The 15,937-nt window shown below is 32.3% G+C and carries 10 protein-coding genes; all 10 read left to right on the top strand.

Annotated elements, in window-relative coordinates; translation table 11 throughout:
- Positions 1–2 precede the first annotated feature (2 nt).
- The 10 genes from V6246_RS05150 (at position 3) to V6246_RS05105 (ending at position 15,928) form a co-directional block, all read left to right on the top strand.
- Positions 3–4,082, top strand: a complete 4,080-nt coding sequence (locus tag V6246_RS05150; protein WP_341559381.1) for a DUF6531 domain-containing protein — start codon at positions 3–5, stop codon at positions 4,080–4,082.
- Positions 4,083–4,088: 6 nt separating this feature from the next.
- On the top strand, positions 4,089–4,475 hold the full coding sequence (locus V6246_RS05145; RefSeq protein ID WP_341559379.1) for an Imm10 family immunity protein: 387 nt from the start codon (positions 4,089–4,091) through the stop codon (positions 4,473–4,475).
- Positions 4,476–4,863: 388 nt separating this feature from the next.
- Positions 4,864–5,352 (top strand): hypothetical protein, encoded by a 489-nt coding sequence (locus tag V6246_RS05140; RefSeq protein ID WP_341559377.1) that lies wholly within the window; start codon positions 4,864–4,866, stop codon positions 5,350–5,352.
- A gap of 517 nt (positions 5,353–5,869) precedes the next feature.
- A complete protein-coding gene (locus V6246_RS05135) occupies positions 5,870–6,427 on the top strand; it encodes an imm11 family protein (RefSeq protein WP_341559375.1) in 558 nt (185 codons plus the stop codon).
- Positions 6,428–6,886: 459 nt separating this feature from the next.
- Positions 6,887–7,261 (top strand): immunity 22 family protein, encoded by a 375-nt coding sequence (locus tag V6246_RS05130; RefSeq protein ID WP_042507082.1) that lies wholly within the window; start codon positions 6,887–6,889, stop codon positions 7,259–7,261.
- A 422-nt stretch (positions 7,262–7,683) separates the two neighbouring features.
- A complete protein-coding gene (locus tag V6246_RS05125) occupies positions 7,684–8,268 on the top strand; it encodes a hypothetical protein (RefSeq protein WP_341559374.1) in 585 nt (194 codons plus the stop codon).
- Between the two features lie 476 nt (positions 8,269–8,744).
- Positions 8,745–9,377 (top strand): DUF1266 domain-containing protein, encoded by a 633-nt coding sequence (locus V6246_RS05120; RefSeq protein WP_341559373.1) that lies wholly within the window; start codon positions 8,745–8,747, stop codon positions 9,375–9,377.
- 456 nt (positions 9,378–9,833) lie between these two features.
- Positions 9,834–10,550, top strand: coding sequence for a hypothetical protein (locus V6246_RS05115; protein ID WP_341559371.1), 717 nt, complete (start codon positions 9,834–9,836; stop codon positions 10,548–10,550).
- Between the two features lie 288 nt (positions 10,551–10,838).
- The gene (locus V6246_RS05110) at positions 10,839–11,819 is read left to right on the top strand and encodes a hypothetical protein (protein ID WP_341559370.1); all 981 of its coding nucleotides are present in this window, start codon (positions 10,839–10,841) and stop codon (positions 11,817–11,819) included.
- A gap of 905 nt (positions 11,820–12,724) precedes the next feature.
- The gene (locus tag V6246_RS05105) at positions 12,725–15,928 is read left to right on the top strand and encodes a SusC/RagA family TonB-linked outer membrane protein (RefSeq protein WP_341559369.1); all 3,204 of its coding nucleotides are present in this window, start codon (positions 12,725–12,727) and stop codon (positions 15,926–15,928) included.
- The last annotated feature ends 9 nt before the right edge of the window (positions 15,929–15,937 follow it).

The raw sequence follows: 15,937 nt of genomic DNA, 5'->3' as shown, positions 1-15,937 counted from the left end.
CTATGCTACCTGCAAATAAACATTTTACCCCAGTAATAGGTGTCGATATTCATATCGTTATTGTTCCACCAGGAGTTCCTGTGCCAATACCTCACCCTTATATTGGTTTAGTAATAGACCCTATAGATTATGTGCCTTACGTTGGTTCTACCATAAATGTAAATGGTGTACCAAAGGGAAATAGTGGTACCGCAGGTATGTTGGGTATAAAAAAACATATTCCTTTAGGTGGCGCATTTGCAATGATGCCAATGATTGCGCACGAATCTATTAACTTTTTTGGGAGTACAAAAGTAAGTGCAGAAGATGCCTTCTTTAGTCCTGCAGGATATATGTTAATGACTTGTAGTGATATAGGTATGCCAATAACACCTCCAAACATGTTTTTACCAACATCGGCAACTATACCGTTACCAGGAGGGAAACCAGTTATAGTTGGCGGTCCTTATGCTCCCGATTTAATGGGAGCTTTAATGGGAGCTCTTATGAGTTTAGGTTTTGGTAAGCTAATGAAGGTTGCAGGTAAACTTGGTAAAAAAGCAGGAGGGAAACTATTAAAAGGAATAAACCATAAGGTTTTAAAAAAGTTTGATGCTACACAAGGTTTAAGTGATAAACTCTGTAAAAAAGGTTTTGAACCAGTAGATTTGGTAACAGGCCGTATGATTTATGATGGGGAAGATTTTCATTTAGCAGGATCACTTCCAATACATTGGGAACGTAACTGGTATTCAGATTCTGCTTACCATGGTATGTTAGGCCATGGTATGCATTCTAATTACGACTTAGCGTTGCATATTGTTCAAGAAGAAGACACTATAGTTATGCGTTTGCCAGACGGTAGAGTAACTAGTTTTCCTTGGTTGGTAGCCGAAAACGAGGAAGCTTATAACCGAAACGAGAAGCTAACCTTATATTGCATAAACGGTAAAACCTATAAAGTTAAAAATCACGAAACACAACAAACATATACTTTTTCAAAAGTTGGTGACAATTTGTACAAGCCAACCCAATTAGAAAACACCGATGGGTTTACTATAAGTTTCTCTTATAATGCGGTACAACAGCTAGAGCGTATTACAGACAGTGCAGGTAGAATTTTAAATTTAGACTTAGATGCTGCTGGTAGAATTATAGAAGTAAGCGCACGCCATGGCGGACAAATACGTACTCTTATTGCTTATCGCTATAACGAAGCGGGAGACATGACGCATATTATAGATGCTCTAGGTAAAGCTACCGTAATGGAATATAATAACCATTTAATGGTGAAAAAAACCGACCGTAATGGGCAAGCCTTTTATTGGGAATACGATGGCGATAAAACAGGAGCCAAATGTATAAAAACTTGGGGAGACGATAATATTTTGTCCGGTACCTTAGAATACCACAAAGGGTATAATATAATAACAGACTCATTAGGAAGAGAAAGCATTTACTATTTCAATAGCGATAATTTATGCACGCAAGTCACCGATCCGTTAGGAGATAGTATACACCATGAGTATACCGAATTTGGAGAAATTTATAGAGATATAGATGAAGAAGGAAACCTAACAGGTTATAGTTATGATGAGCGCGGTAATTTAACTGCGCTAATTCAACCAGATGGTACTGTGGTAAGCTTTGTTTACGATAGTAATGATAGGCAAGTATTAACCCAATACCCCAAAGGAGGTTCTGTAATAAAAACCTTTAACGAGCAAGGCCAACTGCATACCGTTATAGGTTTAGATAGTGGTGTTACCGCATTTACCTATAATGAAAATGGTTTAATTAAAGAAGTAAGAGATAATGCAGGTAATATAACCGTTTTAGATTATGATAAAGATTATAATCTAACAAAAATGACCTTACCAAATGGAGCCATTTCTACTTGGAAATATGATAGTTGGGGACGTTGCCTAGAAACTCAAAATGCCGAAAACCATAAACAAAATTTCTTTTACGATGCTTTAGATCGTATTAACAAAGTTCATCAAGCAGATAGTAATAGTATACACTTAAAATATAATGCTTATGATGAGGTTATCCAAACAAAAGATCAGTATAATCGTAAAATAAATTTCGATTACACTCCAATGGGGAGTTTAAAAACAAGAGAAGAAAACGGTAGAGAAGTCCGTTTTAAATACAACACCGAAGAGCAACTTGTACAAATTGCAAACGAGCATGATGAGTATTATATGTTTGGGCGTAATGAAAAAGGAGATATTGTAACCGAAATAGGTTTCGATGGTCTTACAAGGCAATATAATCGTGATCGTGCAGGTAAGGTATTGCGAGTAAAACGACCAGATGAAAAATACACGGAGTACGAATACGATTTAAACGGCCGTATAGTACGTGCCGAACATAGCGATGGTACATGGGAAACCTATAGTTATGATGCAGATGGTAGTTTAATAGAAGCCGTAAACCAACACTCGCAAGTAACCTTAGAACGCGACCAAACCGGTAAAGTAATTAGCGAAACCCAAGACGGACACAAAGTACAAAGTAAGTACGATGCTTTAGGCAATAGAGTACAAATAAGCAGTAGTTTAGGGGCTAATACCACCATAAACCGTAACAAACTTGGGCAAGTAGAGCATATGTCTGCTTCTGTTTCACAAAATAAAAAAGCAGAAACAAAGGCAAGCTTACCATGGCAAGCTCAGTTTACCTATAACAGTATAGGTATGGAGGTAGAGCGTGCTTTACCTGGCGGTGTGGTTAATAGCATAACGTATGATAGTGCAGGACGACCAGTAAAACAAAAAGTAACGGCCCATAGTAAAGAAACGCGTCATCGTACCTATGCATGGAATGTTAACGATCGTTTATCAAAAATGGTAGACGAATTAACTAATGGTGCAGTAACTTATGGTTATGATGCTTTTAATAATTTGGCAAGTGCCCGTTATGAAAATCAACAATTTGATTACAAACTCCCAGACGAGGTTGGTAATTTATACAGAAGCAAAGGTAAAGGCGATAGAAAATATGGTACCGGAGGCCAACTATTAGAAGCAGATGGAAACCAGTATAAATATGATAAAGAAGGAAATTTAATTACTAAAATAACAAATAAAGGCAACTGGAATTATACTTGGTATGGTAACGGTATGCTTAAAAGTGTTAATGACCCTAAAAACAAAAAAACAGAGTATGAGTATGATGCATTAGGGCGCCGTACAGCAAAAATAAGTATAGAAGGCAACTCTGAGTTTATTACAGAATCACTTAAAAAAGGAACAATAACACGTTTTGTTTGGGATGGTAATGTACCACTACACGAGTGGCAATACAACCTTAGCGATAGGCCAAAATTAGCAGTAGATGAGTTTGGTATACTTACCGAAAGCGATCCAGAACCTATAAAAAACTTAATTACTTGGGTCTTCGATGAAGGCACATTTAAACCATCGGCTAAAATTACAGAAGAAGATAGCTACTCTATTATTACGGACTACCTAGGAACACCGGTAGAAATGTATAATTCTGAAGGCAAAAAAACATGGTCTGTAGAGTACGATATTTACGGAAAAGTTCGTAAACTTGCTATAGGTTCTTTGGAAGATTGTCCGTTTAGGTATCAAGGACAGTATGAAGATGAAGAAACTGGACTGTACTATAATAGGTTTAGGTATTATTCTGCGGATGAAGGTGTTTATATAAGTCAAGATCCGATTAGGTTAGCTGGTAGTGATAATCTTTACGCATACGTTCATGATACGAATTTTTGGTTAGACCCTAATGGTTTAATGGCATTTGGTTCTGGAAAAGGAGTTCACACAGCTACAGTAAATGTTTTTGATAGTAATAACAATTTAGTTTCTTCCGAAGTATTTCAAAGTGGAAATATGACAGCTTCCGAAAAAGCTCTTGGTTTCCCTCAAAGTACTTTAGCAACACATACCGAAGCAAGAGCTGTAAAGAAAGTTAAACTACAGCCAGGACAAAGAATGGAAATTATAGGCCAATATCCACCTTGTAATTCTTGTAAAGGAAAAATGAATGCTACAGGAGGAGATATTGAATATAAATGGGAAGGAGATGATGGAAAAATGAAATCTTGGAAAGCTAAAGGTTGTAAATAATAGTGTATGAAAATTGAATTAAATATTAAAACAATAAATATTTCTAATAATATTGAAGAAGGTTATAAAATGATTGCCTTTGGAGATAATGAAGAAGAAAGTAATATCGAAAATTACCTTATTGTCCAAAGAGCAAATATGTTTGACGAACAAGACAAGCAATTAGAAATGGACAGCTATTATTTAGAGTATAATGATCAAAGTAATTCTGGATATGGAATTTGCAAAGAAGTTATTTTAGATAGTAATAAAATAAGTTTTAACTTTCCTTCAAATAAAGATTCTGAAATAGAAAATATTACGTTAAAGTTAGAATCAAAAGACTATGATAAGGATAAGTTAAAACAATATTTGAAGGAAATACTTGGTGAAGTTTTAAATATAAAACTGTGACAGATAGCTATATTAATAGTCCACTTGCGCGACATATCCGTAACTCTGGCGCGCTTTTGCAAAGCGTGTCTAAATTTTTTTAGCATTTGCAATGCAATTTGATATATTTAAACTCTGTCTCAGAGATATAAAGTTATAGATAGCACTGTTCCAACATTTGTGACAATAACAATAATTGATTGGGTAGATTTATTTATTCGACCAACCTATTTTAAAACCCTTCGGTTAAAGTACATGCTCTATGGTAATTTGAAATAGGAAAACAATTAGTCACGCTTTACAAAAGCGCGCGAGGTTCTGTGATTATAGATGTGGCACGAGTGGGTAAAAAACAAGTGTAAGTTGTAAATAAAATAAGACACCAAATATGTCATATATAAATATAGTCATGCCATTAACTGATTTTATTCCTTTTATTCAGGAGGTTTTAGAGAAAAACAATGGATCTATTTATGCAGAAAAAAGAAACAGTGATAAAACTGTTTCTAAATTTAAGGTCAATTCTATTAATGACATAGAGAATAACAGAGAAGTTAATCTTAATTTTTATATAGTTCTTAATGAATTTATAGACGAGAAGAAGAGTTTTTATAATGATAATTTTTGCCAATATATTATAGAAGGAACTGGAGGAAGAATAGATAAAAATATTGTTGAACGTATTTCGTTACGTTTAATCTCTAAGACTAGTGACAAGACAATAAAGAAAATATTTAATGCTATTAAAAATATGCTTAAAAAAAATGAAACTATTGGCATTGGCGTTAAAGGTGGAAGTGCTCTACATAAAAATTATTTTTATGAAAAATCTCAAATAAATAAAAAAATGGTTACTGACATGTATAACGATAAAGCCCCAGTAATTGAAATTCTATAGTCCGCTTTTCCCAGCTCCCGCTAGTTTGTAAATAGTGCTGATTTTGAGTAAGCAACACAAATACTAAAAGAAAAACCATAGCGCAAGCTGTGGTTTTTTAGTTTATAATTTTTCTAGTTTGATAGCTTTTATCATAGAATCTAAAGTAAAAAAGATATGTTTTTGTTTATCCCCCCTCGCACGCCATATCCGTAACTCTGGCGCACTTCAGTGAAGTGTGTCTAATTTTCATTAGTGTTTGCAATGCAATTTATTATCTTTAAACAATGTCTCAGAGATATAAAGTTATAGATAGTACTGTTCCAACATTTGTTACAATAACAATAATTGATTGGGTAGATTTATTTATTCGACCAACCTATTTTAAAATCCTTCGGTTAAAGTACATGCTCTATGGTAATTTGAAATAGGAAAACAATTAGTCACGCTTTACAAAAGCGCGCCAGGTTCTGCGATTATAGATATGGCACGAGTGGAGTTGTCAACTGGTAAAATAAAGTGTAAATAAATTTTAAATATGTATTACGTTTGGACCATTAGTAGCGATTTCCCTAACCTTTATTGGTTAGAGTATGAACACGCAACAAATCCCGATTACCTCGATTTTTTTGATTGTGAATTTCTCAATATAGAAAGTGAAATTAAATTTCACCTAAATAAAAAAGCGAGTCTGAATAAATTTAAACAATTTGATTATGTCAAAAGTGATGCTGTACCTTTAATTAGTGAAAAATTAGCTTCAATTATTAACAAGATAGCTTCAAAAGATATACAGTTAATACCTGTTAAGGTATATCAAGAAAAAAAACTTATCGCAAAATATTTTATACCAAACGTTTTAAATCTCTCAGATTGTATTGATAGTGAGAAATCACTTCAAGATGAATTTGACGATTACACTAAACTTGTATTTAAACCAAGTAGTTTAGGGGATCATAAAATAGTACGTGCTAATGGTTATAGAGATTGGGATCTTGTTGTTAATGAATTATTCGTCCATGAATGTGAAAAAGAAAAGATAAAAGGTATAGAGTTTTTCAAAGAACCATATTTTGATCCACTATATAACGACTAACAAATTTATCCCCTCGCGCGCCATATCCGTAACCCTGGCGCACTTCTGTGAAGTGTGTCTAATTTTTTTTAGCATTTGCAATGCAATTTATTATCTTTAAACAATGTCTCAGAGATATAAAGTTATAGATAGTACCGTTCCAACATTTGTGACAATAACAATAATTGATTGGGTAGATTTATTTATTCGACCAATCTATTTTAAATCCCTTCGGTTAAAGTACATGTTCTATGGTAATTTGAAATAGGAAAACAATTAGTCACGCTTTACAAAAGCGCGCCAGGTTCTGCGATTATAGATGTGGCACGAGTGGGTAAATAATTCCGAAGCTTCTGCTAATTTCCATAAAAGATTAATTGCCAGATTAAAAGCAGCAAAAACAAAAAAACAAGCAAAAACAATAGTAACACAAATGCACAATAAGCACTTAAAGAAAACACATTAATTTTTTGAATAATTATGGATGAATTACATTTATGGGTAGGTATATTTAGTGGTACAGAAGAAGAATTTCACCAACTATTCGATCTAACCTCCTTTTATAATAGCCAAGAAGGAGAAGACTTCGAACGTTGTGGGTTTTGCAAATATTTGAATAAAAACTCTTATGATAATGATTTCATTGGGCATGTTTATATTGAAAATGATTTACAAAAACTACTAGATGGACTCCCTAGTGATCAATTAACAAAAGATGTATTAAAATATTGCAAAAATAATAAGCTAACTAATCCTAATGCAATGTTATATTATGGAGATGAATGGTTAGATGGCGATTCTTTAGCTAAAGAATTTGAAGGTTTAAAATATATAGGAACTTTTGATTGGGAATAAAGATTTAATAAAAATATAAGACATTGCAACTGCGGTGGTTTTTTTATTGCGATAAATATAAATACACAAAAACACCAACAGTAAAAACCCCTCGCGCGGCATATCCGTAACTCTGGCGCACTTCTGTGAAGTGTGTCTGTTTTTTTTTAGTATTTGCAATGCAATTTATTATATTTAAACAATGTCTTAGAGATATAAAGTTATAGATAGTACTGTTCCAACATTTGTGACAATAACAATAATTGATTGGGTAGATTAATTTATTCGACCAACCTATTTTAAAACCCTTCGGTTAAAGTACATGCTCTATGGTAATTTGAAATAGGAAAACAATTAGTCACGCTTTACAAAAGCGCGTCAGGTTCTGCGATTATAGATGTGGCACGAGTGGGACAGCTTACAGATAAATAAAATAATAAATAATGTTTGAATTTTTAAAAAAAATTGAACTCAACAATCAAATGAGTCAGTTTGTAGAAGAACTTTCTACCATCAATTGGTTTTCTAATGTCGGTAATAAATTAAATATTGATAACAATTATTATGATGTAATAAATATTGATAAAAAACAAAGTTTAGAAGCCCTACGTAGTAAACCAAATACAAACGAAGCTATTTGTTTAGAGAATTTAATAAACGAAGCGATGAGAAGATCTTTATCATATCTATATACCAATAGAAGAAAGGATCATCAAAACACATGGAATAAATTATCAAAAAAAAACAGGCAAATTATTGACTTTAGCAAAATAGACAACATCTGTAATCAATTCATGATGGACAATGATATAAAAACAGATTTTCGTTTACAACAAATCATCTTATTCCATATGAATGAATTGTATTTTAAAGAGTTAGACGACAATTATCCTATTTTTTTTGTGGACATATTTAATATTTATAGAAAAGGAAATATAATGGTAGGTTGGAAAGGTAAACTCCCTCCAGAATCTGAATTTTTGGAAACAAAAATATCTAAAGATAATGGCTCTGTTCTAATTTGGTAGTTCCCCCGCTAGCGCTCGTTTGTAACGAGTGCCGTATCGAGTAAGTTCTACAAAAGAATTAAAAATAAAAGCTATCTATTCATTTAGGTAGCTTTTTGTGTTTTTAAGTAATAAGTAGAAAGTATAGACTATTGCAGAAGAGAAAAAGGTAATATCTCAAAACAACAATTTTGTCAACACCACAGCGAACCTATTAAATTATGGAGTACTTCAGTTATAAAACAAAAAATAGACTACATCTATATTAACCCCGTTGTTTTTTGTTTTGTTAACAATGCAATACATTTGGCAATATAGTAGCACTAAAAACTTTGCAGGTGGCCATACAGTATTGAAAATTGACAATATTGGTTTTTATTAAATTATAATGTTTTTCATACAAGAATTTAAAATAATAGGTAATAAATTTTCGGTTAATTAATGACATAACCAATAATAAATAACGTTATTTGTGAGAAATAAACTATAAATAAAATATGAGAATTTTAAAATTGAAAAGTATAGCCTTAATGTTAGTTGCTGTTGTAGGAATCTCTTGCGGATCTAAAACCGATAAAAAGCCATTACAAGATGAAACTTTAAGTAGTTTTATGTTGGGTGGTATCTATTTTACAAATGGTTATGGAGGCATAGCTGAAGTAAATAGTATGTTAAGTGATTATAACACAGACGAGGATATTGTAGCAGGATATAAAGAGTTATATGAATTTCCTTTTGAAACCACAGATAAATCTGGTGCTCAACGTATGTTAAGAAGCATGTGGGATATAACAAATAAATCTAGCTTATTAGAGTCTATTACGGATTTGCAAACTAGAGATTATAAATATAAATCGTGGGACTATGCACGAATAATTAATAATGCTTGTATGGGGTATGCATCTGGATATTTAAATAAGGAAGAAGTTAAAGAAATAGGAGCAAAAACATTAGAATTAGCACGCCAAAAGTATACAAGTTGGGAAGCATACTATACCGATTTTAACTTAGGAAGAGAAGATTGGAACCCTGAGGACAATGATAAAATAGCGTTTGAAGAATTATCAAAGAATATCTTTAAGGCAGAAAAATCTGTTTATAAAATATTACCATTGCAACTTAAAAAGTAGATATAAACCTTGTGGAAGGTTATGTGATAATAAAAAAACGACAAATATTGACTTAATAACCCTCGCTGGCGCTCGTTTGTAACAAGTGCCATACCGGTAAGTTTTACAAAAAAATAAAATACAAAAGCTATCTATTTAGATAGCTTTTGTACTTTTAAGTAATGAGTAGAAAGTATAAATTCTACAACCACAAAATGGCTTTGGGGATTGGGAATATAGTAGTGCAAGAAACTATTCAGATGATGAAACCATATTAAAAATAGATAATGATGGAATGAATTTAGGTATGCTATAATAATGAAGCTAGTAATTAATTATGAGTACAAGCGTGACGCTCGCACTAGCTATAATGGTTGCTTGCGCAAGCAAGGGATTTTTATTATAAGAACGTACGTATAGATACCATAGAGGGTTTAATGGATTGGGGTAAAGAATATAAAGGTAAATTATGATATAATGAAGATAAAAAAACGATATGGTAAACATGGAGGCTATTTGCCCCATTGCGTTGATAGGGATGTTAAGCGCCGTATAAAAAAAGAGGAGGTAAATAATCCTGAATATTATATCCGTGTAGATAATGAATTTTTTATAATGAATGAGGCTATTGCAATGGATACATATAAACATATAGGTTTTTTATTTTATGGAGCATTATTATTAACTATAATTGTAAGACTATCTCATAATAAAGATGTTAGTCTACTTTTTACATCTTTACTTTTTATAATTGGCTGTTTACATATTATTTATTATTATACCCACCCAAAAAAAGAATTAATATTAGATAGAATGAATGGAAATATTACGTTTCCTAATTATTTTTATGGCAAACCCTTTACCATGCCCTTTAAAGATTGTTTAGCGGCATGGTCTATGAAAAATGTTGGTGTAGCGCCTACAACACCTAGGTTATCTTTACTACACCCCAATGGGTATACCAGTACTGATGTTATGGGAGGCGATGTGTTAGAAGATTGGTCTTTTATGGTATGGTATATGGATAAAAACCGTCCATTACCTCCCGGCACAGCTTTTGACGAATATAGATTACAAGATTTTGAACGTAGAAAAGCAGAAGGTTTTCCTAAACCTTTATATCCGGGATCTTTTGCTACTCCAGAGCGTACATCATCACAACATAAAGAACGTAAGATTATTGGAGGTTGGTAAACCCTTCGAAGAATATTTTACAAACTTTTTATTATCCGATAGAGAAGCATACCCCTCGCGCGCCATATCCGCAACTCTGGCGCACTTCTGTGAAGTGTGTCTAATTTTTTTTAGAATTTGCAATGCAATTTATTATCTTTAATTTATCAATTAGTCACGCTTTAGAAAAACTCGCGAGGTTTGACTATTAGAGATGTGGCATGAGTTAGGCCAGAATTGCTAAAATTTAAAGAAGACTTACATTTAATTATTTCAAATGGAAAAAAAGGAAAATGCTAAAATATATTTATGAATAAATTAGAAACTTTTGGTTACAGAGGTAATTCGAGTATTTTGAAACAACTGATATTAAATTCAAATGAAGAAAAGGTTCCTCTAAACATAAAATTAGAAATTGAAAAATCTTTTAACTTGAGATTTATTTTTGATTTCGATTTAGAATCAAAGACTTTCCCTATTGAATTATTTGGCGAACCTATTTACAGTATAGAATCGGAGATTGAAATTAATAGTAAATCAGAGTTACAATTACAAAGCGAAGATGAATTAATAAATTTTAAACCAAAAACGGTTTTAGAAGAAGGAAGATATAATATAAATATTTGTGTGTACGAAGAACTTCCTAACCACTCATATGGAGTATTGGAAACTATTCCTATTCCTAAAAATATTTTAAATATTTATATTAATTTTTCATTAAAGTCAACCAAAGTCAATAATGAAAATTTTTTAGTTCAAAAACATTTTGATGGCTTTAGTCATCTTGGATTTTTAATTGTGGACTTACCTAAAATGAAAGAGGTAATCGAAGATGAGTACGGTAAGAAACAGTTGGATTTAGTGTACGAATTTAGTAATAGTGAAATAATAGAAAAACTTTTTCATGCGGAGATAATAATGATAACTTGGGGGATAAATCCATTTACATACCCTATATATTCCACAAATAATATAAAAAAAATAGAACCTTTAGTTGGAAAGAAATTTAATGATGAAGGAGTTTTTAATTTGACTGAAGAAATTGAATATTTTAGTATTATTCCAGGTGCTGATTTGAAAAATTGGCATGAGATGTTAGAGAAGGATTATCCAAAAATTAGATTATTTGGAAAGGGAAAAAAGACGCACTTATCTCCTTATGCATTAACGGATAATGAGGGAAGCATAATAATTTCATCTTTTGTTATATATAGATCTCAAGAAGTTTTAAAGGAAACAAAACCTTTATTAAATATAGACTTACTTTATGATAATACGATTATATCTTAGTTGTTTTTCGGTTTTTTTTACAAATAAGGTGAAAATAAAATTTCACATATGTATAACGTTTTCATTATTAATAGTGATTTCCCCCACTAGCATAAGCAGCAAGCTCGCGTAATAAGTAGTAAACAAAGTTGTCAATTCATTTAAACTATTAATCCACTTGCGCGACATATCCGTAACTCTGGCGCACTTCTGTGAAGTGTGTCTAATTTTTTTTAGTATTTGCAATGCAAATATTTATTTATTCGACCATCCTATTTTAAAACCCTTCGGTTAAAGTACATGCTCTATGGTAATTTGAAATAGGAAAACAATTAGTCACGCTTTACAAAAGCGCTCCAGGTTCTTCGATTATAGATGTGGCACGAGTGGGGAAAATACAATTCTATAGATATAGAATATAGAAAGCCCTCTACCAGCTCTCGTTTGTAACGAGTGCCGTCAAGAGTATCTAGCGTAAAGAATAATATAATAAAAAAACCACAGCATACATGTTGTGGTTTTTTTATTGCATGCTATTTTGCCGTTTCTTCCACTAATGCCAACGTTTTGTTCTCTCCATAAAAGAAAAACTTCTTATGCGGCGTCTAATATTTAATAGTAAAGCTGTTTTTACTTGTATATGTTTAGTTCTCTTTAGTTTATAACGTAATTTCAATTAGTACATATGTTGCTTTTTGTTACATAACCCCTAGAATGTAACAACTTTACTACAAAGTCGATACAATAGTTCCACTTCTCGTTCTCGTTACTTTTTAATTTTGAGTGATCTCTATTTTCAGTCATTAACTATTTGTTATTGAGTTTTCTATATCAGTGAGTGTTCTTCTATACTCAAAATAAAAATATAGATAGAAATAGAAATTAACCTAACTAAATTACTAACTAAACTAAACTAACCGAACTGGATGAAACAGTATTTTTGTAAATTACTCAAAATGGTGTTCTTTTTTTATGTGATAATGCCATTACATTATTCCTCCCATGCATTGGGTATTGAAAATAGCGGTGTCACTTTATTAGATGAACAAGATTTAATAATCGAAGGCACTGTTATTGCCTCAGATAATAGTTTACCCTTAGCAGGAGTAAATATTATGCTAAAAGGAGATAAAGGAGGTACATCTACAGATTTTGATGGAAACTTTATTTTAAAAGTAAAGCCGACAGATGTGTTGGTAATTACCTATGTGGGATTTCTTAAGCAAGAAATTCCTGTTGAAGGAAAAACTAAATTTAACATTATTCTACAGGTAGATACAGCCAAATTAGACGAGGTCACCGTTGTCGCTTACGGGCAACAAAAAAAGGAAAGTGTAGTGGCTTCTATAACCACAGTAAAACCTCAAGAGTTAAAAATACCTTCAAGTAATTTAACAGCATCATTTTCTGGTCGAATTCCTGGAGTTATATCTTATCAAACATCGGGAGAACCTGGCAATGATAATGCTGAGTTTTTTATACGTGGTGTATCAACATTCGGGTATCGTACCTCCCCTTTAATTTTAATTGATGGTATGGAATCTAGTGTAGACGATTTGGCCAGAATGGATGTAGATGATATAGAAAGTTTTTCTATTATGAAAGATGCCTCGGCAGCGGCTTTATATGGTTCGCGAGGTGCAAATGGTGTTGTTTTAGTGAATACTAAAGAAGGAGAAGAAGGAAAAGCGAAAATATCTTTTAAATACGAAACCTATTTATCATCCAACGTTAAAGATATTGAGTTTGCAGATCCTGTAACGTATATGAATTTATGGAATGAGGCTGTTTTTACATCTAGCAATGGAGGCGAAATTGTAAACCGTGTATTTACACAAAATGAAATAGATAATGTACAAAACAATGTTGATCCACAAATATTTCCTGCTACAGATTGGTATGGCACATTGTTTAAAGATCATGCCATTAATAAGCGTTTAAACTTGAATGTTTCTGGTGGAGGTAAGGTTGCCAAGTATTATTTATCTGGAACATATACTAATGATACAGGTATATTAAATGTAGATGATAGGAATAATTTTAATTCTGGGATTAATTTAAATAAAATACAAATACGTTCTAATAACAATATTAACATAACCCCGAGTTTTAAAGCAAAAGTACAGTTTTATTTAGCTTTGGATGACTATACAGGGCCTCTAGATGGTGCACAAACGGTTTTTGATATGGTAGGAAAAACAAGTCCTGTTTTATATCCAGCATATTATGAGCCAGATGCTGCTAACCAGTATGCTACACAAATATTATTTGGGAATTACTTAGAAGGTGCCGATTATATTAATCCTTACGCAGAATCTGTAAAAGGATATAGAGATTACACTAGGTCTAAATTAAGTGGACAAATTAATTTATCTAAAGAATTCTCAAAAGATTTTAATGTTAGGTTAAAAGTAGGTTATGATAACTCTTCTTATTTTCAAACCAGAAGACAGTATAGACCATTTTATTATAATGTTGGGAGGTATGATAAATACACAGGAGACTACGAGTTAGCATGGCTCAACGAAGAAAGTAACCCTGAAGATGCTATTGATTATTCGCCGTCTTCAAGTGAGGTGTCTGCTGTTTTTTATTTAGAAGGTGCAGCTAATTATAACAAACAATTAAATGATGATCATCAAATAGGGGCAACATTGGTTTATACCATGCGTGAAGAAAAGAATAATACAGCTTCTAACTTGCAAAACTCTTTACCTAATCGAAATTTAGGTTTAGCGGGTAGATTAAATTATGCTTATAAAGACAGATATTTTATCGAAGGTAATTTTGGGTATAATGGATCTGAGCGTTTTTCTGCAGATCATAGATTCGGTTTTTTTCCGTCTATTGGAGCAGGTTGGTATGTTTCCAAAGAAAAATTTTGGGAACCTTTAGAAGATGTGGTGAATAAATTCAGAATCCGATCGTCTTATGGTTTAGTTGGTAATGATGCTATTGGTAGCGCTAGTGATCGTTTCTTTTATTTATCAGAAGTAAATCTAAACAACAGTGGTAATTCTGCAACCTTTGGTGAAGACCGAGAATATACTGTAAATGGTGTAGCTATTAATAGATATGCTAATAGCGCGATTACTTGGGAGAATGCTGAAAAATTTAACTTAGCGGTAGATTTAGGCTTGTTTAACAATAAATTAGACATTACTGCTGAGTACTTTTTTGATAAACGACATGATATTTTTATGGAGCGTTCAGAAATTCCTGCAAGTTTAGGATTATCAACAAATTTATATGCAAACTCAGGTGAAGCTGAGAGTCGTGGATTTGAGTTTTCATTAAGAGGGAACCATCATGTAAATAAAGATTTCTGGATTCAAACTATGGCTAATTTCACTTATGCAACTAGTGAGTTTTTGGCTTATGATGAGCCTGATTATACCAACGCGCCATGGAGAAGTAGAATAGGGCAACCTATTAGGCAAAATTATGGCTATGTAGCAGAACGTTTATTTTATGATCAAGATGATGTAATAAACTCACCATTGCAAATAGGTGTACAAAATTCTTATGAAGGTTATGGTCCTGGAGATATTAAATACAAAGATATTAATGGAGATGGTGTTATTGATAGTGAAGATAGAGTGCCAATTGGGTACCCTTCATCTCCTGAAATAAACTACGGATTTGGATTTTCAACAGGATACAAAAACTGGGATTTCAGCTGTTTCTTCAATGGTATAGCACGTACATCCTTTTTTATAGATTCTTCTGGTACACAACCATTTTACCAATATAGTGTTGATGAAGGGGAAGCTATCAATCAGTTACTAGATATTTATGCACAAGATCATTGGTCGGAAGATAACAAAGATCCTTATGCACTTTATCCAAGATTAACACATGCAAGAAGTGATAATAATCGTGTAAATAGTACATGGTGGTTAAGAGATGGCTCTTATCTAAGATTAAGACAAGTGGAACTAGGTTATAATATTTCTAAAGATTTTATAAAAAGTAAACTACCTCTGTTGCAAAGCGGAAGACTTTATTGTTCTGCAACAAATTTATTTACCATTAGTAAGTTCGATTTATGGGATGTGTCACTTTCTGGAGATCCATACAATTACCCAGTTCAAAAAGTATTTAACTTAGGTATTAGACTTGAATTTTAAAAAATGACA

This window comes from Algibacter sp. TI.3.09 (genome assembly GCF_038154905.1).
In the GTDB taxonomy this organism is placed as follows: Bacteria; Bacteroidota; Bacteroidia; order Flavobacteriales; family Flavobacteriaceae; genus Algibacter.
Note: the sequence above shows the minus strand (reverse complement) of the source record. Positions and strands in the feature narration are given on the sequence as shown.

Coding starts and splice junctions, on each gene's coding strand:
- V6246_RS05150 (WP_341559381.1), top strand. CDS start 3: ATGCTACCTGCAAATAAACATTTTACCCCAGTAATAGGTGTCGATATT.
- V6246_RS05145 (WP_341559379.1), top strand. CDS start 4,089: ATGAAAATTGAATTAAATATTAAAACAATAAATATTTCTAATAATATT.
- V6246_RS05140 (WP_341559377.1), top strand. CDS start 4,864: ATGCCATTAACTGATTTTATTCCTTTTATTCAGGAGGTTTTAGAGAAA.
- V6246_RS05135 (WP_341559375.1), top strand. CDS start 5,870: ATGTATTACGTTTGGACCATTAGTAGCGATTTCCCTAACCTTTATTGG.
- V6246_RS05130 (WP_042507082.1), top strand. CDS start 6,887: ATGGATGAATTACATTTATGGGTAGGTATATTTAGTGGTACAGAAGAA.
- V6246_RS05125 (WP_341559374.1), top strand. CDS start 7,684: ATGTTTGAATTTTTAAAAAAAATTGAACTCAACAATCAAATGAGTCAG.
- V6246_RS05120 (WP_341559373.1), top strand. CDS start 8,745: ATGAGAATTTTAAAATTGAAAAGTATAGCCTTAATGTTAGTTGCTGTT.
- V6246_RS05115 (WP_341559371.1), top strand. CDS start 9,834: ATGAAGATAAAAAAACGATATGGTAAACATGGAGGCTATTTGCCCCAT.
- V6246_RS05110 (WP_341559370.1), top strand. CDS start 10,839: ATGAATAAATTAGAAACTTTTGGTTACAGAGGTAATTCGAGTATTTTG.
- V6246_RS05105 (WP_341559369.1), top strand. CDS start 12,725: ATGAAACAGTATTTTTGTAAATTACTCAAAATGGTGTTCTTTTTTTAT.